Origin of the sequence: Bacillus sp. AY3-1 (assembly GCF_008368785.1) — a bacterium.
GTDB classification, from domain to species: Bacteria; Bacillota; Bacilli; order Bacillales; family Bacillaceae_G; genus Bacillus_A; species Bacillus_A wiedmannii.
In genome coordinates, this window is sequence record NZ_QORZ01000009.1 from 361278 (window position 1) to 376348 (window position 15071).

16 protein-coding genes and 1 pseudogene are annotated in these 15071 nt (G+C 32.4%); all 17 read right to left on the reverse strand.

The features are described from left to right. Window position 1: 1 nt before the first annotated feature. On the reverse strand, window positions 2–778 hold the full coding sequence (locus DN389_RS07140) for a WecB/TagA/CpsF family glycosyltransferase (RefSeq protein ID WP_255450663.1): 777 nt from the start codon (window positions 776–778) through the stop codon (window positions 2–4). 6 nt (window positions 779–784) lie between these two features. Beyond that, window positions 785–1990, reverse strand: a complete 1206-nt coding sequence (locus tag DN389_RS07145; protein ID WP_149236963.1) for a glycosyltransferase — start codon at window positions 1988–1990, stop codon at window positions 785–787. 179 nt (window positions 1991–2169) lie between these two features. After that, window positions 2170–2667, reverse strand: a complete 498-nt coding sequence (locus DN389_RS07150; protein WP_179955884.1) for an O-antigen ligase family protein — start codon at window positions 2665–2667, stop codon at window positions 2170–2172. Window positions 2668–3332: 665 nt separating this feature from the next. After that, window positions 3333–4529, reverse strand: a complete 1197-nt coding sequence (locus tag DN389_RS07155) for a CDP-glycerol glycerophosphotransferase family protein (RefSeq protein WP_149236965.1) — start codon at window positions 4527–4529, stop codon at window positions 3333–3335. 18 nt (window positions 4530–4547) lie between these two features. Further along, window positions 4548–5792, reverse strand: a complete 1245-nt coding sequence (locus DN389_RS07160) for a flippase (protein WP_000108281.1) — start codon at window positions 5790–5792, stop codon at window positions 4548–4550. Window positions 5793–5807: 15 nt separating this feature from the next. Further along, window positions 5808–6209, reverse strand: a complete 402-nt coding sequence (tagD, locus tag DN389_RS07165) for a glycerol-3-phosphate cytidylyltransferase (RefSeq protein WP_000167062.1) — start codon at window positions 6207–6209, stop codon at window positions 5808–5810. 55 nt (window positions 6210–6264) lie between these two features. Next, on the reverse strand, window positions 6265–6951 hold the full coding sequence (locus DN389_RS07170) for a sugar transferase (protein WP_149236966.1): 687 nt from the start codon (window positions 6949–6951) through the stop codon (window positions 6265–6267). Between the two features lies 1 nt (window position 6952). Continuing rightward, window positions 6953–7837 carry a UTP--glucose-1-phosphate uridylyltransferase BpsC gene (gene bpsC, locus DN389_RS07175; protein WP_149236967.1) on the reverse strand — a complete coding sequence of 295 codons (885 nt, stop codon included), beginning with the start codon at window positions 7835–7837 and terminating at the stop codon, window positions 6953–6955. Window positions 7838–8077: 240 nt separating this feature from the next. Then, the gene (locus tag DN389_RS07180; RefSeq protein WP_149236968.1) at window positions 8078–8845 is read right to left on the reverse strand and encodes a tyrosine-protein phosphatase; all 768 of its coding nucleotides are present in this window, start codon (window positions 8843–8845) and stop codon (window positions 8078–8080) included. A gap of 203 nt (window positions 8846–9048) precedes the next feature. Next, window positions 9049–9750 (reverse strand): CpsD/CapB family tyrosine-protein kinase, encoded by a 702-nt coding sequence (locus DN389_RS07185; protein WP_149236969.1) that lies wholly within the window; start codon window positions 9748–9750, stop codon window positions 9049–9051. Continuing rightward, window positions 9740–10483, reverse strand: coding sequence for a YveK family protein (locus DN389_RS07190; RefSeq protein WP_149236970.1), 744 nt, complete (start codon window positions 10481–10483; stop codon window positions 9740–9742). Before DN389_RS07190 ends, DN389_RS07185 begins: the two co-directional genes overlap by 11 nt. A gap of 276 nt (window positions 10484–10759) precedes the next feature. After that, window positions 10760–11437, reverse strand: coding sequence for a CpsD/CapB family tyrosine-protein kinase (locus DN389_RS07195; RefSeq protein WP_142399413.1), 678 nt, complete (start codon window positions 11435–11437; stop codon window positions 10760–10762). A gap of 347 nt (window positions 11438–11784) precedes the next feature. Then, window positions 11785–12219, reverse strand: a complete 435-nt coding sequence (fabZ, locus tag DN389_RS07200; protein ID WP_000931959.1) for a 3-hydroxyacyl-ACP dehydratase FabZ — start codon at window positions 12217–12219, stop codon at window positions 11785–11787. Window positions 12220–12723: 504 nt separating this feature from the next. Continuing rightward, window positions 12724–13725: a rod shape-determining protein gene (gene mreB, locus DN389_RS07205; RefSeq protein ID WP_000457990.1), complete on the reverse strand. Its 1002-nt coding sequence runs from the start codon at window positions 13723–13725 to the stop codon at window positions 12724–12726. 161 nt (window positions 13726–13886) lie between these two features. After that, window positions 13887–14159 carry a sporulation transcriptional regulator SpoIIID gene (spoIIID, locus tag DN389_RS07210; RefSeq protein ID WP_000544012.1) on the reverse strand — a complete coding sequence of 91 codons (273 nt, stop codon included), beginning with the start codon at window positions 14157–14159 and terminating at the stop codon, window positions 13887–13889. A 308-nt stretch (window positions 14160–14467) separates the two neighbouring features. After that, window positions 14468–14602, reverse strand: coding sequence for a hypothetical protein (locus DN389_RS07215; RefSeq protein WP_000008903.1), 135 nt, complete (start codon window positions 14600–14602; stop codon window positions 14468–14470). A 171-nt stretch (window positions 14603–14773) separates the two neighbouring features. Next, window positions 14774–15071: pseudogene (locus DN389_RS29055) on the reverse strand (hypothetical protein); the annotation flags it as partial.

Consider the following 15071-nt stretch of genomic DNA (forward strand, 5'->3'; position numbering starts at 1 on the left):
TTTACTGCCCCCTTCTTCTTTTAAAAAACTCCTTAAATACTAAAACTAGAAAATAACTATCATTAATAAAATATCTTCTAAACATACGTTTAGGTTCTTGAAGAAATCGATAAAACCACTCTAATCCTACTTTTTGCATCCATAGTGGTGCACGTTTTACAGTACCAGCAATAAAATCAATAGAAGCACCTATCTGAAGGGATATTGGCACATTTAATTCTTTTAAATTTTCATATATAAATCGTTCACCTTTAGGTGATCCTAAAGATACTAGTAATATGTCTGGCTGAAACTCTTGAATTTTTTTTATGCTTTCTCCTAAAACATCTGGTTGTTTTTCAAAACCAAATGGGGGTGAATAGGATTCGATAGGAAATGTATATCCAAATTCGGATTTGATTTTTTGTATAGCCAAATCTGGTACCCCTTCTCGTGATCCAAAAATAAATACTTTATAGTTATTACGCTGAGCCAATTCAAATAAATGGGGGGTTAAGTCTGATCCCGATACTTTCTCCTTTAATGGAGCGCCTATTTTTTTTGAAATCATAAAAATAGGTGCCCCATCAACTAGTGTTAAGGTAGCACCTTTATAAATTTCCCTAAAATTAGGGTCTTTATGAACATTCACAATATGATCAACATTTGGTGTGACAACATATCCCTGTTCTTTATTAAATTTATTATGATCTATTATTTTATTAATCTGCGTAATGGTCTCATTCATTGTTAGATTACTAAAATCCACATCGAATAATTTTACTGATTCTACTATCACAAATTCTCATCCTTTACACTTTTCCATAATTTTTTTCAATTTATCTGGTAAATAATCTGCTGAATAATTTTGTTGAAAATTCATATTGGCGGATTCAGAAATTCTCAATAATTTTTCTGGTTGGTTCCTCAATTCTTCTAAAGAATCTATAAACTCCATTTCATTATCTGCCAGTATAATGTCTTTTTTATTTTTATAAATTAGCCCTTCCGCACCTATAGATGTAGATATCACAGGAATTTTCTTCGCAAAAGATTCTATAATCTTTACCCTTTGTCCACTTCCTACAAAAAGAGGTACTACACTAATATCACATTTTTGAATATATTCATCTACATCATCAACATAACCTGTGACAAATACATCATCATTATTATTATATCTTTTTATATCCTCTGAAGGATTACTTCCTACAATATACAATTCGTAATGATCTTTATTTAACTTATCCCATACCTCTTCCATGAACCACTGGATTCCATTTTGATTCGGATACCAACTCATGGACCCTAAAAACAATAACTTTACTTTAGAATCTTTTTTTAATTTATATTGATAATTTTTAGTAATATCCATATGGATAGGTAAAACATTTAAACTATTAGAACTAATTCCTAACTTTTCAAAAGAAAGTTTATCTTCGTTACTCAAACATATGATTTGATTCACTTTTTCCATAGCTTTCATTTCAAAGTTTTTTAATTTTTTATATTCAATAAAGCCTAGGATTTTCTTAATAGGATTCTTTTCTGTTTCTATAAATCTCTTAAAGATTACATTTTCTACATTATGTTGATCCAATATCACATTTTTTTGCTTAAATATCTGACTATATACCATCATTGGTAAATGATCTATATATACATATTCGTAATCCTTTTTTTCTAGCTTTTCGATTATAATCGCTTCTAGTTCTTTAGAATAAAATTTATTTATACTATACGGATACGCACTAAACAGACTTTTAATATAATCCTTCAAAAAATGCTTAAATGACGTACTTCTAATTAGATTTTTTTGAATAACTTGGGAACTTGTTGCTATTTCTTCTAAGCTACTGAGATGTTTTTTATCTTCTTCTACATTTACATAACTTATTAGGTCTACTTCATAATTTTTAGCTAGTGCTTTAATTGTATTATACGTTTTAATTTTCCCGCCATTATCCAATGGAAAAGGCAGTAAGGTTGTAACAAATAATACTGATTTCATAATTAATCAGCCTTTCTATTCTACAATATAAATGATTAATGAAAATAATTATTTAACTAATGCTTTTTCCGATTCCATCGAAACGATAGCACTTATAAAAAATATAAAAGGATACATTGATTGAATATTGGTCAATGTATTATCGTAATAAGATAAAAATGCAAAACCTACTACAAAGCTCACAAAATATACCTTGAATATAAATTTATTTTTTTTGCAATTTTTTCATAAACAAGCCTAAAAATATATACTATGGCTGAGAAAAATAAGATACACCCAATAATCCCTGTTTCTAAATACAAACGTAAATATTCATTATGCGGTGCTACAAAACCATATACCGGTGGATTAAGTAGCTGTGCGATTCCTAATCCTCTACCAAGAAGCTTAGTATCCGCTGCCTCTTTTAAAAAATATGTCCATGCATACTCACGACCAGAAGTATCAAAGTTACCGTTATAACTAAATGTTCTCTGCATTAAATTATCAAAAGAGAAGTAAATCATAATCATCAATGCTACCAATACTAATGTTAAGGTTATTACATAAATTACTTTCCCTTTTAAGAAGTTTATTAAAAAATATAGTAATATTACACCAACTAAGATTGAGCATGCCATCATAAATGTTCTAGTATATGTCAGAACAATAATTCCAAAATTAATAGCAATCAACAACAGATAAAAATCCCTAGGTTTTCTTATATACTGATATACAAGTACCGCAATAGCAATAAAACATAATTCCGCTAGATACGCCGGGACATTTTCCTCTTGAAATCTTTTCGTTCCTGTATATTCTCATACATAAAAACATCTCTAATCCCCAGTAAATCTAATGTAACTCCTGCAATGGAACTGATTATTGGGATTATAGATAATATAAATAGTATCTTTTCTATCGATTTTGCTTCCCATTTTATCATTACTATCAAAAATGGAAGGAACAAGCCAATATATGCCTTAAATATAACAAATAAAGGAATCCCCCCCCTATAAAACACTACCCTAGTAGAATAAATACATATAAAACTAATAATTATTCTAGGGTAACTAAATGAGTAATTAACTTTGTTTTTTTGTAATTACTAAAATTATTATACTAATCAAGAATAATAACTTATAAGCAGTTACAGCATCTACACCAAAAAAATCTACTTTTATAAAACATTGAAATGATATACAACTCATTACTAACATGAGCATATTATTAGATACTGGATTATATAAAGAATATAAGATTAATAAAATACCTATAGGAACAATAATACTTCCTATAAAGCAGAATATTAATAAATACCCTAGCCAATTATTCTGATATATTAACGATTTATACACTTAAATCATATTTTTTTAATAAATTCATAAACCCGTTCACAGTTTCCAAAATCATATTTATTAAAGATTCTCTTTATACTTTTATATTTTGTAGAGTTTTCCCCATTGGAATCTAAGTGATCACATATTTCTTCCCAGTCAAGACAAATATCACCACAAACAATATCTTTATAATCATAATATAAATTCGCAACCTTCTTAGTGTAAAACTCGTAATCGAAAGGGGCAAATATTATCTTCCTATCAGTCAACATGTAATCAAAAAATATACTCGAATAGTCTGTAATCAAAATTTCACTTTTAGTTAATAATGGATATGGATCAGCCTCATCGTAAACTAAAATATTTGAACTACCCTTAAGGTATTTAGATAACTCCCCCTTTTCAACAAAGTGCGGTTTTATCACCAATAGATACTTCTTTTTTTTCAAAAACTCATTAATTTTCGCTTCATTAAATTTATATTCTTTCAACAAATCAACAATAGTATAATCTGAAAAACCCCTATGAGTAGGTAGCCAAGAAATAATTTTTTGATATCCAGCAAGCCTGCTTTCTGCATCAACTACTTTTCCTTCCTCAAATAAATCGTTCCTTGGTTGCCCCAATGTTATCATTTTATCTTTAGATATTTTAAACGCTGTTTCAAAAGAGTCTTTTACCTGATCAGAAGCAACTACTAAATAATTACACTTCATGTAATCCATATAAGGAAAGAGTTTATTAATAGCCTTTTTCAGTGAATTCTTTATTTTTCCCCTTTCATTCCAGGAATCTGCATCGTATCCTATTTTTTTTAAGGGCGTTCCATGCCACAATTGTATGATTTTTTTTCTTCCCATTAAATATGAGGGTAGATCTTCGATTGAATGTGTTAAAATCGCTATTCTGGCTCTCAATAAAACATACATTCCTTTAAGAGTATAACCATATATAAACCTTTTATCAGAACTATATTTATTAGCAAGTTCTTTATTTTTTGTTATCCAATAAAAATCTAATTCATTAACCTTTTTTTCTTCTATATCTTTCAAATACAAGTACAGGTATTTACTATTATCCGCGAAATGTTGCCCTTTAGATGATCCCAATACTATCAAATTACTTTTTTTAGGAATTAAACTTGACAATATATATAGCGGTAATTTTAATATATTAAAAATTGTTTTTTTAAAATCTTTTTTTAATATGACATTTCCCATCTCTTTTCCTCCTATTTTTTATAACCTGCTGTTTTCAAAAATAACTCCGTTTAATTTTTTTCTGCAGCCATATAACCTAATTACCAATACTATAAACTGTGTCAATATAAGTATAGCTGTAATGTAGTAAATATTACCTGAAGGAGCTATTATTAACAGCGAAAGAATATGAAAAATTGAAGCAATTAAAACACTATAATTTGCATAATTAAGATAACCAAAGGCTGCTAACAATGGGTATCCTATTAACATACTAGGAATTGAAATGTATGCGGCAATTATCATTATTTTTAAAATCCCAACACTAACATCATAGTTTGAACCAAATAAAAGGTTAATTATAAAATCACTCATCATAAAAGCTCCAACGGAACCAACTGTGCTTATAACCATGACTCCAAGGAAAATCTTCTTAAATATCTTTATATCTTTATTCCTAGCCATATGCGGATAGATAGCATCTACAATAGTAGAAACACCTGTTGAAATTACATTGCATATTTTTTCTGCAGCTGAGAAGTAACCTACTGCTGTATTTCCTAAAAATATGCCTATTAAAAATGTATTAGATATAGTATAGGCACTCACTGAAATACGAGATATAAAGAATTGACCACTCTCTCTTAAAGATTCCTTAATTATAGCTTTTTGAGGAAAAGCCAGTCTTAGATTAAATTGCTTTATAGCGATATAAAACCCTATGCCCCCAGCCACCACGAATCCCAAGGAATTTAGAAGTGGTACATAATACAATTCTTCTTGACTTTTTACAATTATAAAAATTAGTACAGTAAAGATTGACTTTGCTACTATATTCAAAATCGTCGTGTATTTCATCTTTTCCATTCCCTGAAAAAGCCAGACTGGAAACAATACTTGTCCAATAACTACACCAAAATTTAATATGTATACATACATATGTTGATGAAATTTATCAATAAAAAATGTCATAACTAATAAAATAATAAAACTTATAACTAATAAAACAACTTTAATAAGATATACTGCTGAAACTATCTCACTTACTTTATCGTTATCTTCTCTATATACCGATATCTTTCGAGTCGCCGACAAATTAAATCCAAAATCAGTAAGTAAAACAAAGTATTGGATAAATGCTTGTGAAAACATAACTAATCCAAATCCTTCTGCCCCTAACACTATACCTAAATATGGAATAGTCAATAAAGGTAATAAAAAATTAGCTATTTGCATAGCAAATAGCGCAATAAAGTTTCCTGTGATTTTCTTTGTAGTAGACATTATCTTACTCCTATATTATTTAGAAAGTACCTCTTTCATATCAGTTTTAATTTTTGTAGTGGATATGCCATCTGTCCTTGGTAAATATACAACCTCACAATATTCCTTTAAGAAGTCAAATTCACCCTCCCAATCATTTCCCATTACAAACACATCAATATTATTGCTTACAACATCCGTTACTTTCTGTTCCCAAGTTATCTCTGGGATTACTTCATCAACGTATTTTATTGCCTCTAATAATAATTTTCTTTCATTATAAGAAAAATAAGCCCTTTTATCTTTCAACATATTAAATTCATCTGTTGATAAAACTACAATTAAATACTCCCCTAGTTGCTTTGCTCTTCTTAGCAAATTTATATGTCCATAATGTAACAGGTCAAATGTACCATAAGTAATTACTCTTTTTGTCATATTTAAATTTTAGCTCCTTCACTAATATTTGTTCATCTATATGTATTAACTTTAATTAATACGCATCGTTTGATTTTAATAAAACCTTTACAGTTCTTAACAAAATTTTAATATCAAACATAATATTACGTTGTATAATATAGTAAACATCAAGTTCTACCATTTGCTCAAATGAAAGATTACTTCTTCCACTCACTTGCCATAATCCAGTACATCCAGGCGTTACTAATAAACGTTGCTTATCATAGGAGGTGTACTCTTTTACTTCCCTTAATAATGGTGGTCTTGGTCCAACTAAACTCATTTCGCCCTGTAACACATTAATTAATTGTGGAAGCTCATCAATACTCGTTCGTCTAATAAATTTCCCTATTTTCGTAATCCTTGGGTCTTCCTTCATTTTAAACATGGCACCCGACACTTCATTGTATTCCAACAAATCCTTTAGTTTTTCCTCTGCATCCGTTACCATTGAACGGAATTTATACATATAAAATTCCTTTCCACCTTTCCCAATACGAACCTGCTTAAAAAGCACTGTACCTTTTGGATCCTCGTACTTAATAAGAAGTGCTATAATTAGAAAAACTGGTGATAAGAGAATTAGGCCTACTAACGCACCTATTACATCCATATAACGTTTGGTTATTAAATAACCTTTTCTAGAATTTACTTCTTCCAAAGTAAACAATGCATTCTTTTCCCTTTGTATATTCTCTTCTGATACTTTTATTAAAGCCAATTCACCCCACCTCATTCCCTTCTTTTCCGGCTAACATTTTTATATATTTAATCAATTCTTCCTTCAGTTCTTTGTGCTGAAGTGCTATTTCAATTGTTGTCTTAATAAATCCAAACTTCTCCCCAACATCATAACGAGTACCTTCAAAATCATAAGCAAATACACGTTGAATTTCATTTAAACGTTGAATTGCATCTGTTAATTGAATTTCCCCACCAGCACCTGTCTGTTGATCTTCGAGGAACATAAAGATTTCTGGCGTTAACACGTAACGACCCATAATTGCTAAATTTGATGGTGCAGTTCCTTGAGCTGGCTTCTCCACAAATTGACGTACTTGATAACGGCGATTGCTTTGCTCAACCGGATCAATAATACCGTAACGATGTGTTTCATTTTCAGGTACTGTTTGTACACCTATAACAGATGATTGTGTCCCTTCATATTGGTCCATTAATTGTCGTAAACATGGTGTTTCTGCTTGTACAATATCATCACCAAGTAACACCGCAAATGGCTCGTTCCCAATAAATTTACGCGCACACCATACTGCATGGCCAAGTCCTTTTGGCTCTTTTTGTCTTATGTAGTGAATATTAATCTTTGAAGAAGCTTGTACTTTTTCAAGTATTTCATGCTTTCCTTTTTCTAAAAGCGTTTGCTCTAATTCAAAGGAATGATCAAAATGATCTTCAATTGCCCGCTTTCCTTTTCCAGTCACAATAATAATATCTTCAATACCTGATTCTATCGCTTCTTCTACTATGTATTGAATTGTTGGCTTATCAACGATTGGTAACATTTCTTTCGGCATCGCCTTCGTTGCTGGTAAAAATCTCGTTCCTAGACCAGCCGCTGGAATAATTGCCTTTCTTACTTTTTTCAATCATAACCCTCCTATATCGTTTTATTTTTATGTAACAATTTAAAAAACCCTACCTATAGAGTCATGTTTATAACTCCATAGGTAGAGTTTCTATACAAATAAATTATGGGCATCCAACCCATCCTCACGTCATACTCCCGACGACAAGCGTCTAAGGTAGGTTCGAAATAAAAATTTCTACCCACAGCACGACCGAGTGCCTCCGTTGATAACGGTTAGGAGACATCACCTATTCTTTATTTAAAAGATGCCAAACAACTTTTTGCGACGAATTTGTTCTGGCTCTTCTTTATAAATTGCTTTCCCGCTAATGATTAAATACGGATTCTCTCTTAAATCATTCATAACACTTGTGCCAAATTCTTTCTCTATTAGGTCATAGCCTTCTGCTAGATGAAATCCTCTTGATGTTGTGTTATGTGCATCTGATGCGATCATATGGGTTAAATTATGCTCCACAAGCTGCAATGAAAACTTTTTAATTTTTTTGCCAAACTTACCTAGTAAACTGCCTGCCGTTACTTGTGTTAATGCACCTTTATTGACAAGGTTATATAACTTATCTGGCCGCTCGATTAACTCGGCATTACGTTCCGGATGAACGATAATTGGGATCATTCCTTTTACACGTAGTTCATAAAATAGTTGTTCTGCATAACGAGGTACATGATTAGATGGAAATTCAATGAATATGTATTTGTTTGTTTCATTTAAGGTAACAATCTTACCAGCTTCATAGTCTTCTAATAAATCACCATATAACCTGACTTCTTGCCCCGGTAAAATGGTAAGTGGAATATTATGTTGGTGTAGTTCATCATTTAGCTGTTTTACTCCATGAATAATTGAGGTATGTTCATTTATATATTTCCCATTTTGATGATGTGGCGTTGCGACAATTGTATGAATGCCTTCTTCTACTGCCTTTTGTGCCATCGCTAAACTATCTGTTACTTTTTGTGCGCCGTCATCGATACCAGGTAAAATGTGACAATGTAAATCTATCATTTGTTTCATCCTCCCTCTCTTATAGTAATCTTTTTTCCCTTGAATATGTCATATTCAAGGGAAAAAAGGAGATATGTTCTTCTCATATCTCACTCTTTTAATTAGTTTCCTCTCTTATAGTAATCTTTTTTCCCTTGAATATGAGACATCTCATATTCAAGGGAAAAAAGGAGATATGTTCTTCTCATATCTCACTCTTTTAATTAGTTTGCACCGTAGTAATAATATAGGCCCTGTTCACGTTCGCGATCATTCAGAACAACACCTAACAGTTTACCTTTTGCCGATTCTAATAAACCTTTTGCTTTTACTGCTGATTCTTTTTCTGTCGATTCACTACGAACAACAAGAATAGAAGCATCACATACATTCGCCATAATTTGCGCGTCTGTAACAGCTAAAATTGGTGGTAAATCAAAAATAACTAAATCATACATGCTATACGCTTGAGCCAGGAGCTCTTGCATCGCCTTCGAACCTAGTAGCTCTGCCGGATTTGGCGGGATTGGACCACAAGCTAAAAAGTGTAAATTATCAACTGATGTTGCTTGTACACATTTTTCTAAACGTTCACTATGTGTTAATACGTTTGTTAGCCCGAAAATATTATCGACTTGAAACATTTGGTGCATTGCCGGTTTACGCATATCTGCATCAATTAATAATACTTTCTTTCCTTGTTGGGCAAACACGACTGCCATATTTGCTGTCGTTGTTGTTTTCCCTTCACTTGGGTTCGCAGATGTTACCATTAATGAATGTAAATTCGTATCAATAGCTGCAAATTCGATATTCGTTCGAATATTACGATATTGTTCTGAGATTGGTGATTTCGGTTGTTGATGAGCAATTAATTGACGGCGTTGACGATGATTCTTTTTCTTTTTAAATAAATTAAGAGCCAATTGTTTGTCCCCTCACTTTTCTTGATGATGTAGCGTGTGATTTCACGTTCATTGTTTCTTCATCCATACGAGCTACAATACCTAACACTGGTAAGCCAAGTAAGTTTTCTACATCTTCTTCTTTTTTCACCGTGTTATCTAAGTATTCTAGTAGGAATGCAAGACCAACCGAAGCCATTAAACCAACAACAAAAGCAATTACTACATTTAACATAGGGCGTGGTTTAATCGGAGATTGATTTTCTGCAACTTCTGCTTTAGATAGTACTGTTACGTTATCCACGTTCATAATTTTTGCAACTTCACCTTTAAATACATCTGCAGTTGCATTTGCAATATCACGAGCTAGTTTTGGATCTTTATCCTCAGCTGTTACAGAAATGACTTGTGAATCTTTTTCATTCGCAACATTAATCTTTCCTGTTAACGCTTGCGCTGTCATATTTAAGTTTAATTTTTCATTCACTTGATCTAAGATTACTGGACTTTTAATAATAACCTTATATGTATTCGTTAATTGAATATTCGTTTGAACTTCACCAGCTTGGATCATTGCCCCTTCTTGTTTCTTTTGGTTAACAAGAATTTGCGTCGAAGATTGATAGATTGGTGTCATAAAGAAGAAGCTAATGATAGCACTTACAATAGCTGCACCAAAGGCAATTACGAGGATCATTGCTAAACGTTTTTTTAAAATATGAAATAACTCTTTCAAACTAATTGTTTCTTCCATAAGTTCCTCCAACTTTGTAAAATTTGCACATAAGAAAAATTATAACATATAAATCTTACATTTTTTATTTTGAATAATTTAGTTCTACATTTATTCACATCAAGCACATATAATCTTACAAAATAATCTTAAATATGACAACACATTCCATCGATTTTCCAAAATTTCCATTATATTATGTTTTTTATATAATGCAATGCTAAATTTTATAAAAATTCAAAAAAGCCAATAAAATTATTTATCGGCTTGTAAATTTATTATTCTATACACTATTTTCTAATAATATCCATATTGTTCTTTTTCTTCTCTTTTATCGTTTAGGACGACACCAAGTAATTTACCAGACGCTTTGTCTAATATTTGCTTCGCTTTTACGATTTTTTCTTTTTCTGTTTTTTCACTGCGTACGACAAGTACGATTCCATCGCATTTATTCGCTAGTATTTGTGCATCGGTAACCGCAAGAACAGGTGGTGTGTCGATTAAAATAATATCAAACATGTTATATGCTTCTAGTAATAGCTCATCCATTCCTCGGCTACTTAATAGTTCAGCTGGGTTTGGTGGGATTGGACCTGCTGCCATTAAGTGTACGTTCTCTATATCTGTTTTTTGAATACATTGCATTAGTTTCGCTTGTCCTGATAATAGATTCGTTAATCCATTTGAACTGTGGATGGCAAATAAGTTTTGAATCGTCGGCTTACGCAAGTCAGCTCCGATTAATAAAACTTTCTTTCCTTGTTGTCCAAAAACAACTGCTAAGTTTGCGATTGTTGTTGTTTTTCCGTCACCTGGATCTGCCGAGGTAACAATAATAGAACGAACATGATTATCTACAGATGTAAATTCAATATTTGTACGAATGTTACGGTATTGCTCTGCAACACGTGATTTAGGCTCTTTATGTGTAATTAATTGTCGTAATGGTTTTCTTTTCTTTCTTCCGAACATATTCATAATCTCCTTTTGTGAAATGCGACATTTCCCCTTTTTCTCTCTATGCTCGATTTCATACGTCTAATTAATATTTTATATTGCTGATTTCCCTACATCTCATCGTAATCACTAACATTCTACTTTGTCTTATATAAACGCCTTAACAATATGACAATGGCTTTACTTCTTTTCTATCCTTATCATTTATCCTATTTTTCGTATAAACAATAAAGTAATTATCTGGCAATTACCTTCCATATACAAGTAACTTTCTGACTAGTTTGCATTTTAATAATTATACCGATATATAGTGGAAATAAAAAAATCCCCTTGCATTTTCACAAGGAGATTTTTTATTTCTGTTATTCTTTTTTATCACCAATCGCAAATGTAATTTCAGCTTCACATGCGACTTCACCATCTACTGTTGCGATTGCTTTTCCTTTTCCGATTGGACCACGTACACGTGTCATTTCTACTTCTAGACGAAGTTGATCACCTGGACGTACTTGTTTTTTGAAACGACAATTGTCGATACCAGCGAAGAAAGCAAGTCTTCCACGGTTTTCTTCTTTCTTTAATACCGCAACTGCGCCGACTTGTGCTAATGCTTCTACAATAAGTACACCGGGCATAACTGCATAGTCAGGAAAGTGCCCGTTAAAGAATTCTTCGTTTGCGGATACATTTTTAATTCCAACCGCTCTTTTTCCTTCATCTACTTCTAATATTTTATCAACAAGTAAAAATGGATAACGGTGAGGAATGATTTCTTTAATTTGTTCTATATTTAGCATATAACAATCGCCCCTTTTGTAATATTGGTCTTACCACTTGGACATATTGTTTATTATCCCATTTTGTTTATTGTTTGTCATTATAAAGTGAAACTTTAATATCTTTTCAGCTTTATATATAAAAAAATGCACACACTCTATTCTCTTAAAATAGTTGCATATTCCAGCAACTGACACGGAGGTAGAAAAGAGTGTATGCCCAAATTAGGGAAAGGCAATATGTATTTGAACATGATTTGCCTTAATGTCGTATTCGACTCATTATATTATAAACGTTTTCAAATAAGGAAATATTAAATTTAACCATATATATGAATATTTTACCTATTTCCTTCGTTTTTCTTTATTTTTCTTCTATTTTCTCAATAAATCAAAATAAAATAAAAAAATAAAAGAATAAAAAAACAAAAAAGAACTACGGTTAACACCTTAGTTCTTCTCATCTTCCCGCCTTTTGCGAGCTAATAATAAGCGGGGGATGCCCCCACTTATTAAAGTTTCACTTTATCGTAAAGCACGCTTTGGTAATTTATCGATATTCTCTAACATAATACCTGTACCAACCGCAACACATTGCATTGGGTTTTCAGCAATTAATACTGGTACTTTTAGTTCTTCTGCTAGAAGCATGTCGATACCGTGTAGTAAAGCTCCACCGCCTGTTAGAATAACACCGCGGTCGATAATGTCCGCAGATAGTTCTGGTGGCGTGCGCTCTAGTACGCCTTTTGCAGCTTGTACAATGATAGCCGCGTCTTCTTTTAGTGCTTCTGTAATTTCTTCAGAGCATACTGTAATTGTACGTGGTAAGCCCGTTACCATGTCACGTCCGCGAATTTCAAGCTCTTCGCTACGTGCACCTGGGAATACTGTACCAACTTTAATTTTAATATTTTCTGAAGTACGTTCTCCAATTAATAGCTTATACTTACGTTTAACGTAGTTTAAGATCTCCATATCAAACTTATCGCCAGCCATTTTGATAGAGGAAGAGGTAACAATATCACCCATAGATAGTACAGCGATATCCGTTGTACCTCCACCAATATCAACAACCATGTTACCGCTTGGTTGGAAGATTTCCATACCAGCACCAACTGCGGCTACTTTTGGTTCTTCTTCTAAAAATACTGTTTTACCACCTGAACGTTCAGCAGCCTCACGAATTGCTTTTTGTTCTACTGATGTGATATTTGTTGGACAACAAATTAAAATGCGAGGTTTTGAAAAGAAGCTCTTCACGTCCAATTTGTTAATGAAATACTTTAACATTGCTTCTGTAATTTCGAAATCTGCGATTACACCATCTTTAAGCGGACGAATTGCTACAATATTACCAGGTGTACGTCCCACCATACTTCTTGCTTCTTCACCTACTGCTAATACTTTACCTGTGTTACGATCAATTGCCACAACAGATGGCTCATTTAATACAATACCTTTGCCTTTAACATGAATTAATACATTAGCCGTACCTAGGTCAATTCCGATATCTCGCGCAAACATTCCCGTCATTTCCTCCTCGATATTCAAAATCAGGTTACACCCGAATTCTTTTACACCTAATTTCTGATTTTATCATAAATTTAACAGAAACGTAATATTCGCAAAAAGAATTCTTCTGAAAAATATTACCGAATTGAAACGGAATGTTTGCGATCGCATATTTATTGACGAACCGGCTTTTCTACATCTTCTTTTCTATACTTTTGCTTTGTTGCTTCTCCGCCTCTTAAATGACGAATAGACTTATGATAATCAAGAATTTCTTTCACTTCATTTGCGAGCTCTGGATTAATTTCTGGTAGACGTTCCGTTAAATCTTTATGGACTGTACTTTTTGATACCCCAAATTCCTTTGCAATGACACGCACTGTCTTTCTTGTCTCCACGATATACTTACCAATCTTGATAGTTCTCTCTTTGATGTAATCGTGCACACCACTCGCCTCCCTAAATTGGATGTGAGAAGTGTGAAATGAGCCTCGCTGCATACGACTAAGAAGTAAGTGTGAGTGCTGTTTGTAAGCGTTAAACATTCTTGGATTTATAATGAAATGATTCACGATTTCTCACCTCAAACACTCTCTTTGCTTTGGTTTATACCATTGTATTGCCCGCACTACTGATATATGCTACATGTTCACTATTTTTGCGGACTAAGTTAAGAAAAATTATGTTTTTTTGTGAGAAATACGTTACCATTGACTATTTTGACGAAAAAAAATGACACCTTGTATATAAGGTGTCATTCTTCTCGTTCCAATTCTTCTTCTAACAATTGATGGTGGGGAACCTCTTTCTTACCGGCGATATAATAATATAAAGTGAATAAAACAAACAATAAAATAATAGCAGTCGACAGAACAAACAAAAATGACACAGTATCCCCTCCCTTTTGTAATATATATTCGAGAATCTCGTCATTTTTCCTTGTTATTGCAACTTTTTTCTCGAAATTGAGTATTTTTATATAAAGTGAAACTTTAATCAGTGGGGGACACCCCCACTGATTATTAGCCTTCACCAATCGGGCTTTTACGGGCAGTTGCCCCTAACCTAACTTCTTAGCTTTCACTGAATTTTGAAATAAGGGTCTTACTGCCCCGTTAATGCGGGGTAAAAGTAAAAAAATCAGCTCTCTAGTGAGAACTGATTTTTTCACTTTCTTATTCTTGTGAAGAAGAACTGTTAGATGATTCTGTAGAACCATTTGTTGATTTTTCTTCTTTCTTCGGTTCTTCTTTTTTGTCACTAGTCTTGTTGATTTTTCTTCTTTCTTCGGCTCTTCTTTTTTGTCACTAGTCGAACCGCTTGTTGATTTTTCTTCTTTCTTCGGCTTTTCTTCTTTG

What these genes read in the sequence shown, in the direction of transcription:
- DN389_RS07145 (WP_149236963.1), bottom strand. Translation starts at nt 1,990, where the DNA reads ATGAAATCAGTATTATTTGTTACAACCTTACTGCCTTTTCCATTGGAT.
- DN389_RS07155 (WP_149236965.1), bottom strand. Translation starts at nt 4,529, where the DNA reads ATGGGAAATGTCATATTAAAAAAAGATTTTAAAAAAACAATTTTTAAT.
- DN389_RS07160 (WP_000108281.1), bottom strand. Translation starts at nt 5,792, where the DNA reads ATGTCTACTACAAAGAAAATCACAGGAAACTTTATTGCGCTATTTGCT.
- tagD (WP_000167062.1), bottom strand. Translation starts at nt 6,209, where the DNA reads ATGACAAAAAGAGTAATTACTTATGGTACATTTGACCTGTTACATTAT.
- DN389_RS07180 (WP_149236968.1), bottom strand. Translation starts at nt 8,845, where the DNA reads ATGATAGATTTACATTGTCACATTTTACCTGGTATCGATGACGGCGCA.
- DN389_RS07190 (WP_149236970.1), bottom strand. Translation starts at nt 10,483, where the DNA reads ATGGAAGAAACAATTAGTTTGAAAGAGTTATTTCATATTTTAAAAAAA.
- DN389_RS07195 (WP_142399413.1), bottom strand. Translation starts at nt 11,437, where the DNA reads ATGTTCGGAAGAAAGAAAAGAAAACCATTACGACAATTAATTACACAT.
- fabZ (WP_000931959.1), bottom strand. Translation starts at nt 12,219, where the DNA reads ATGCTAAATATAGAACAAATTAAAGAAATCATTCCTCACCGTTATCCA.
- mreB (WP_000457990.1), bottom strand. Translation starts at nt 13,725, where the DNA reads ATGTTTGCGCGAGATATCGGAATTGACCTAGGTACGGCTAATGTATTA.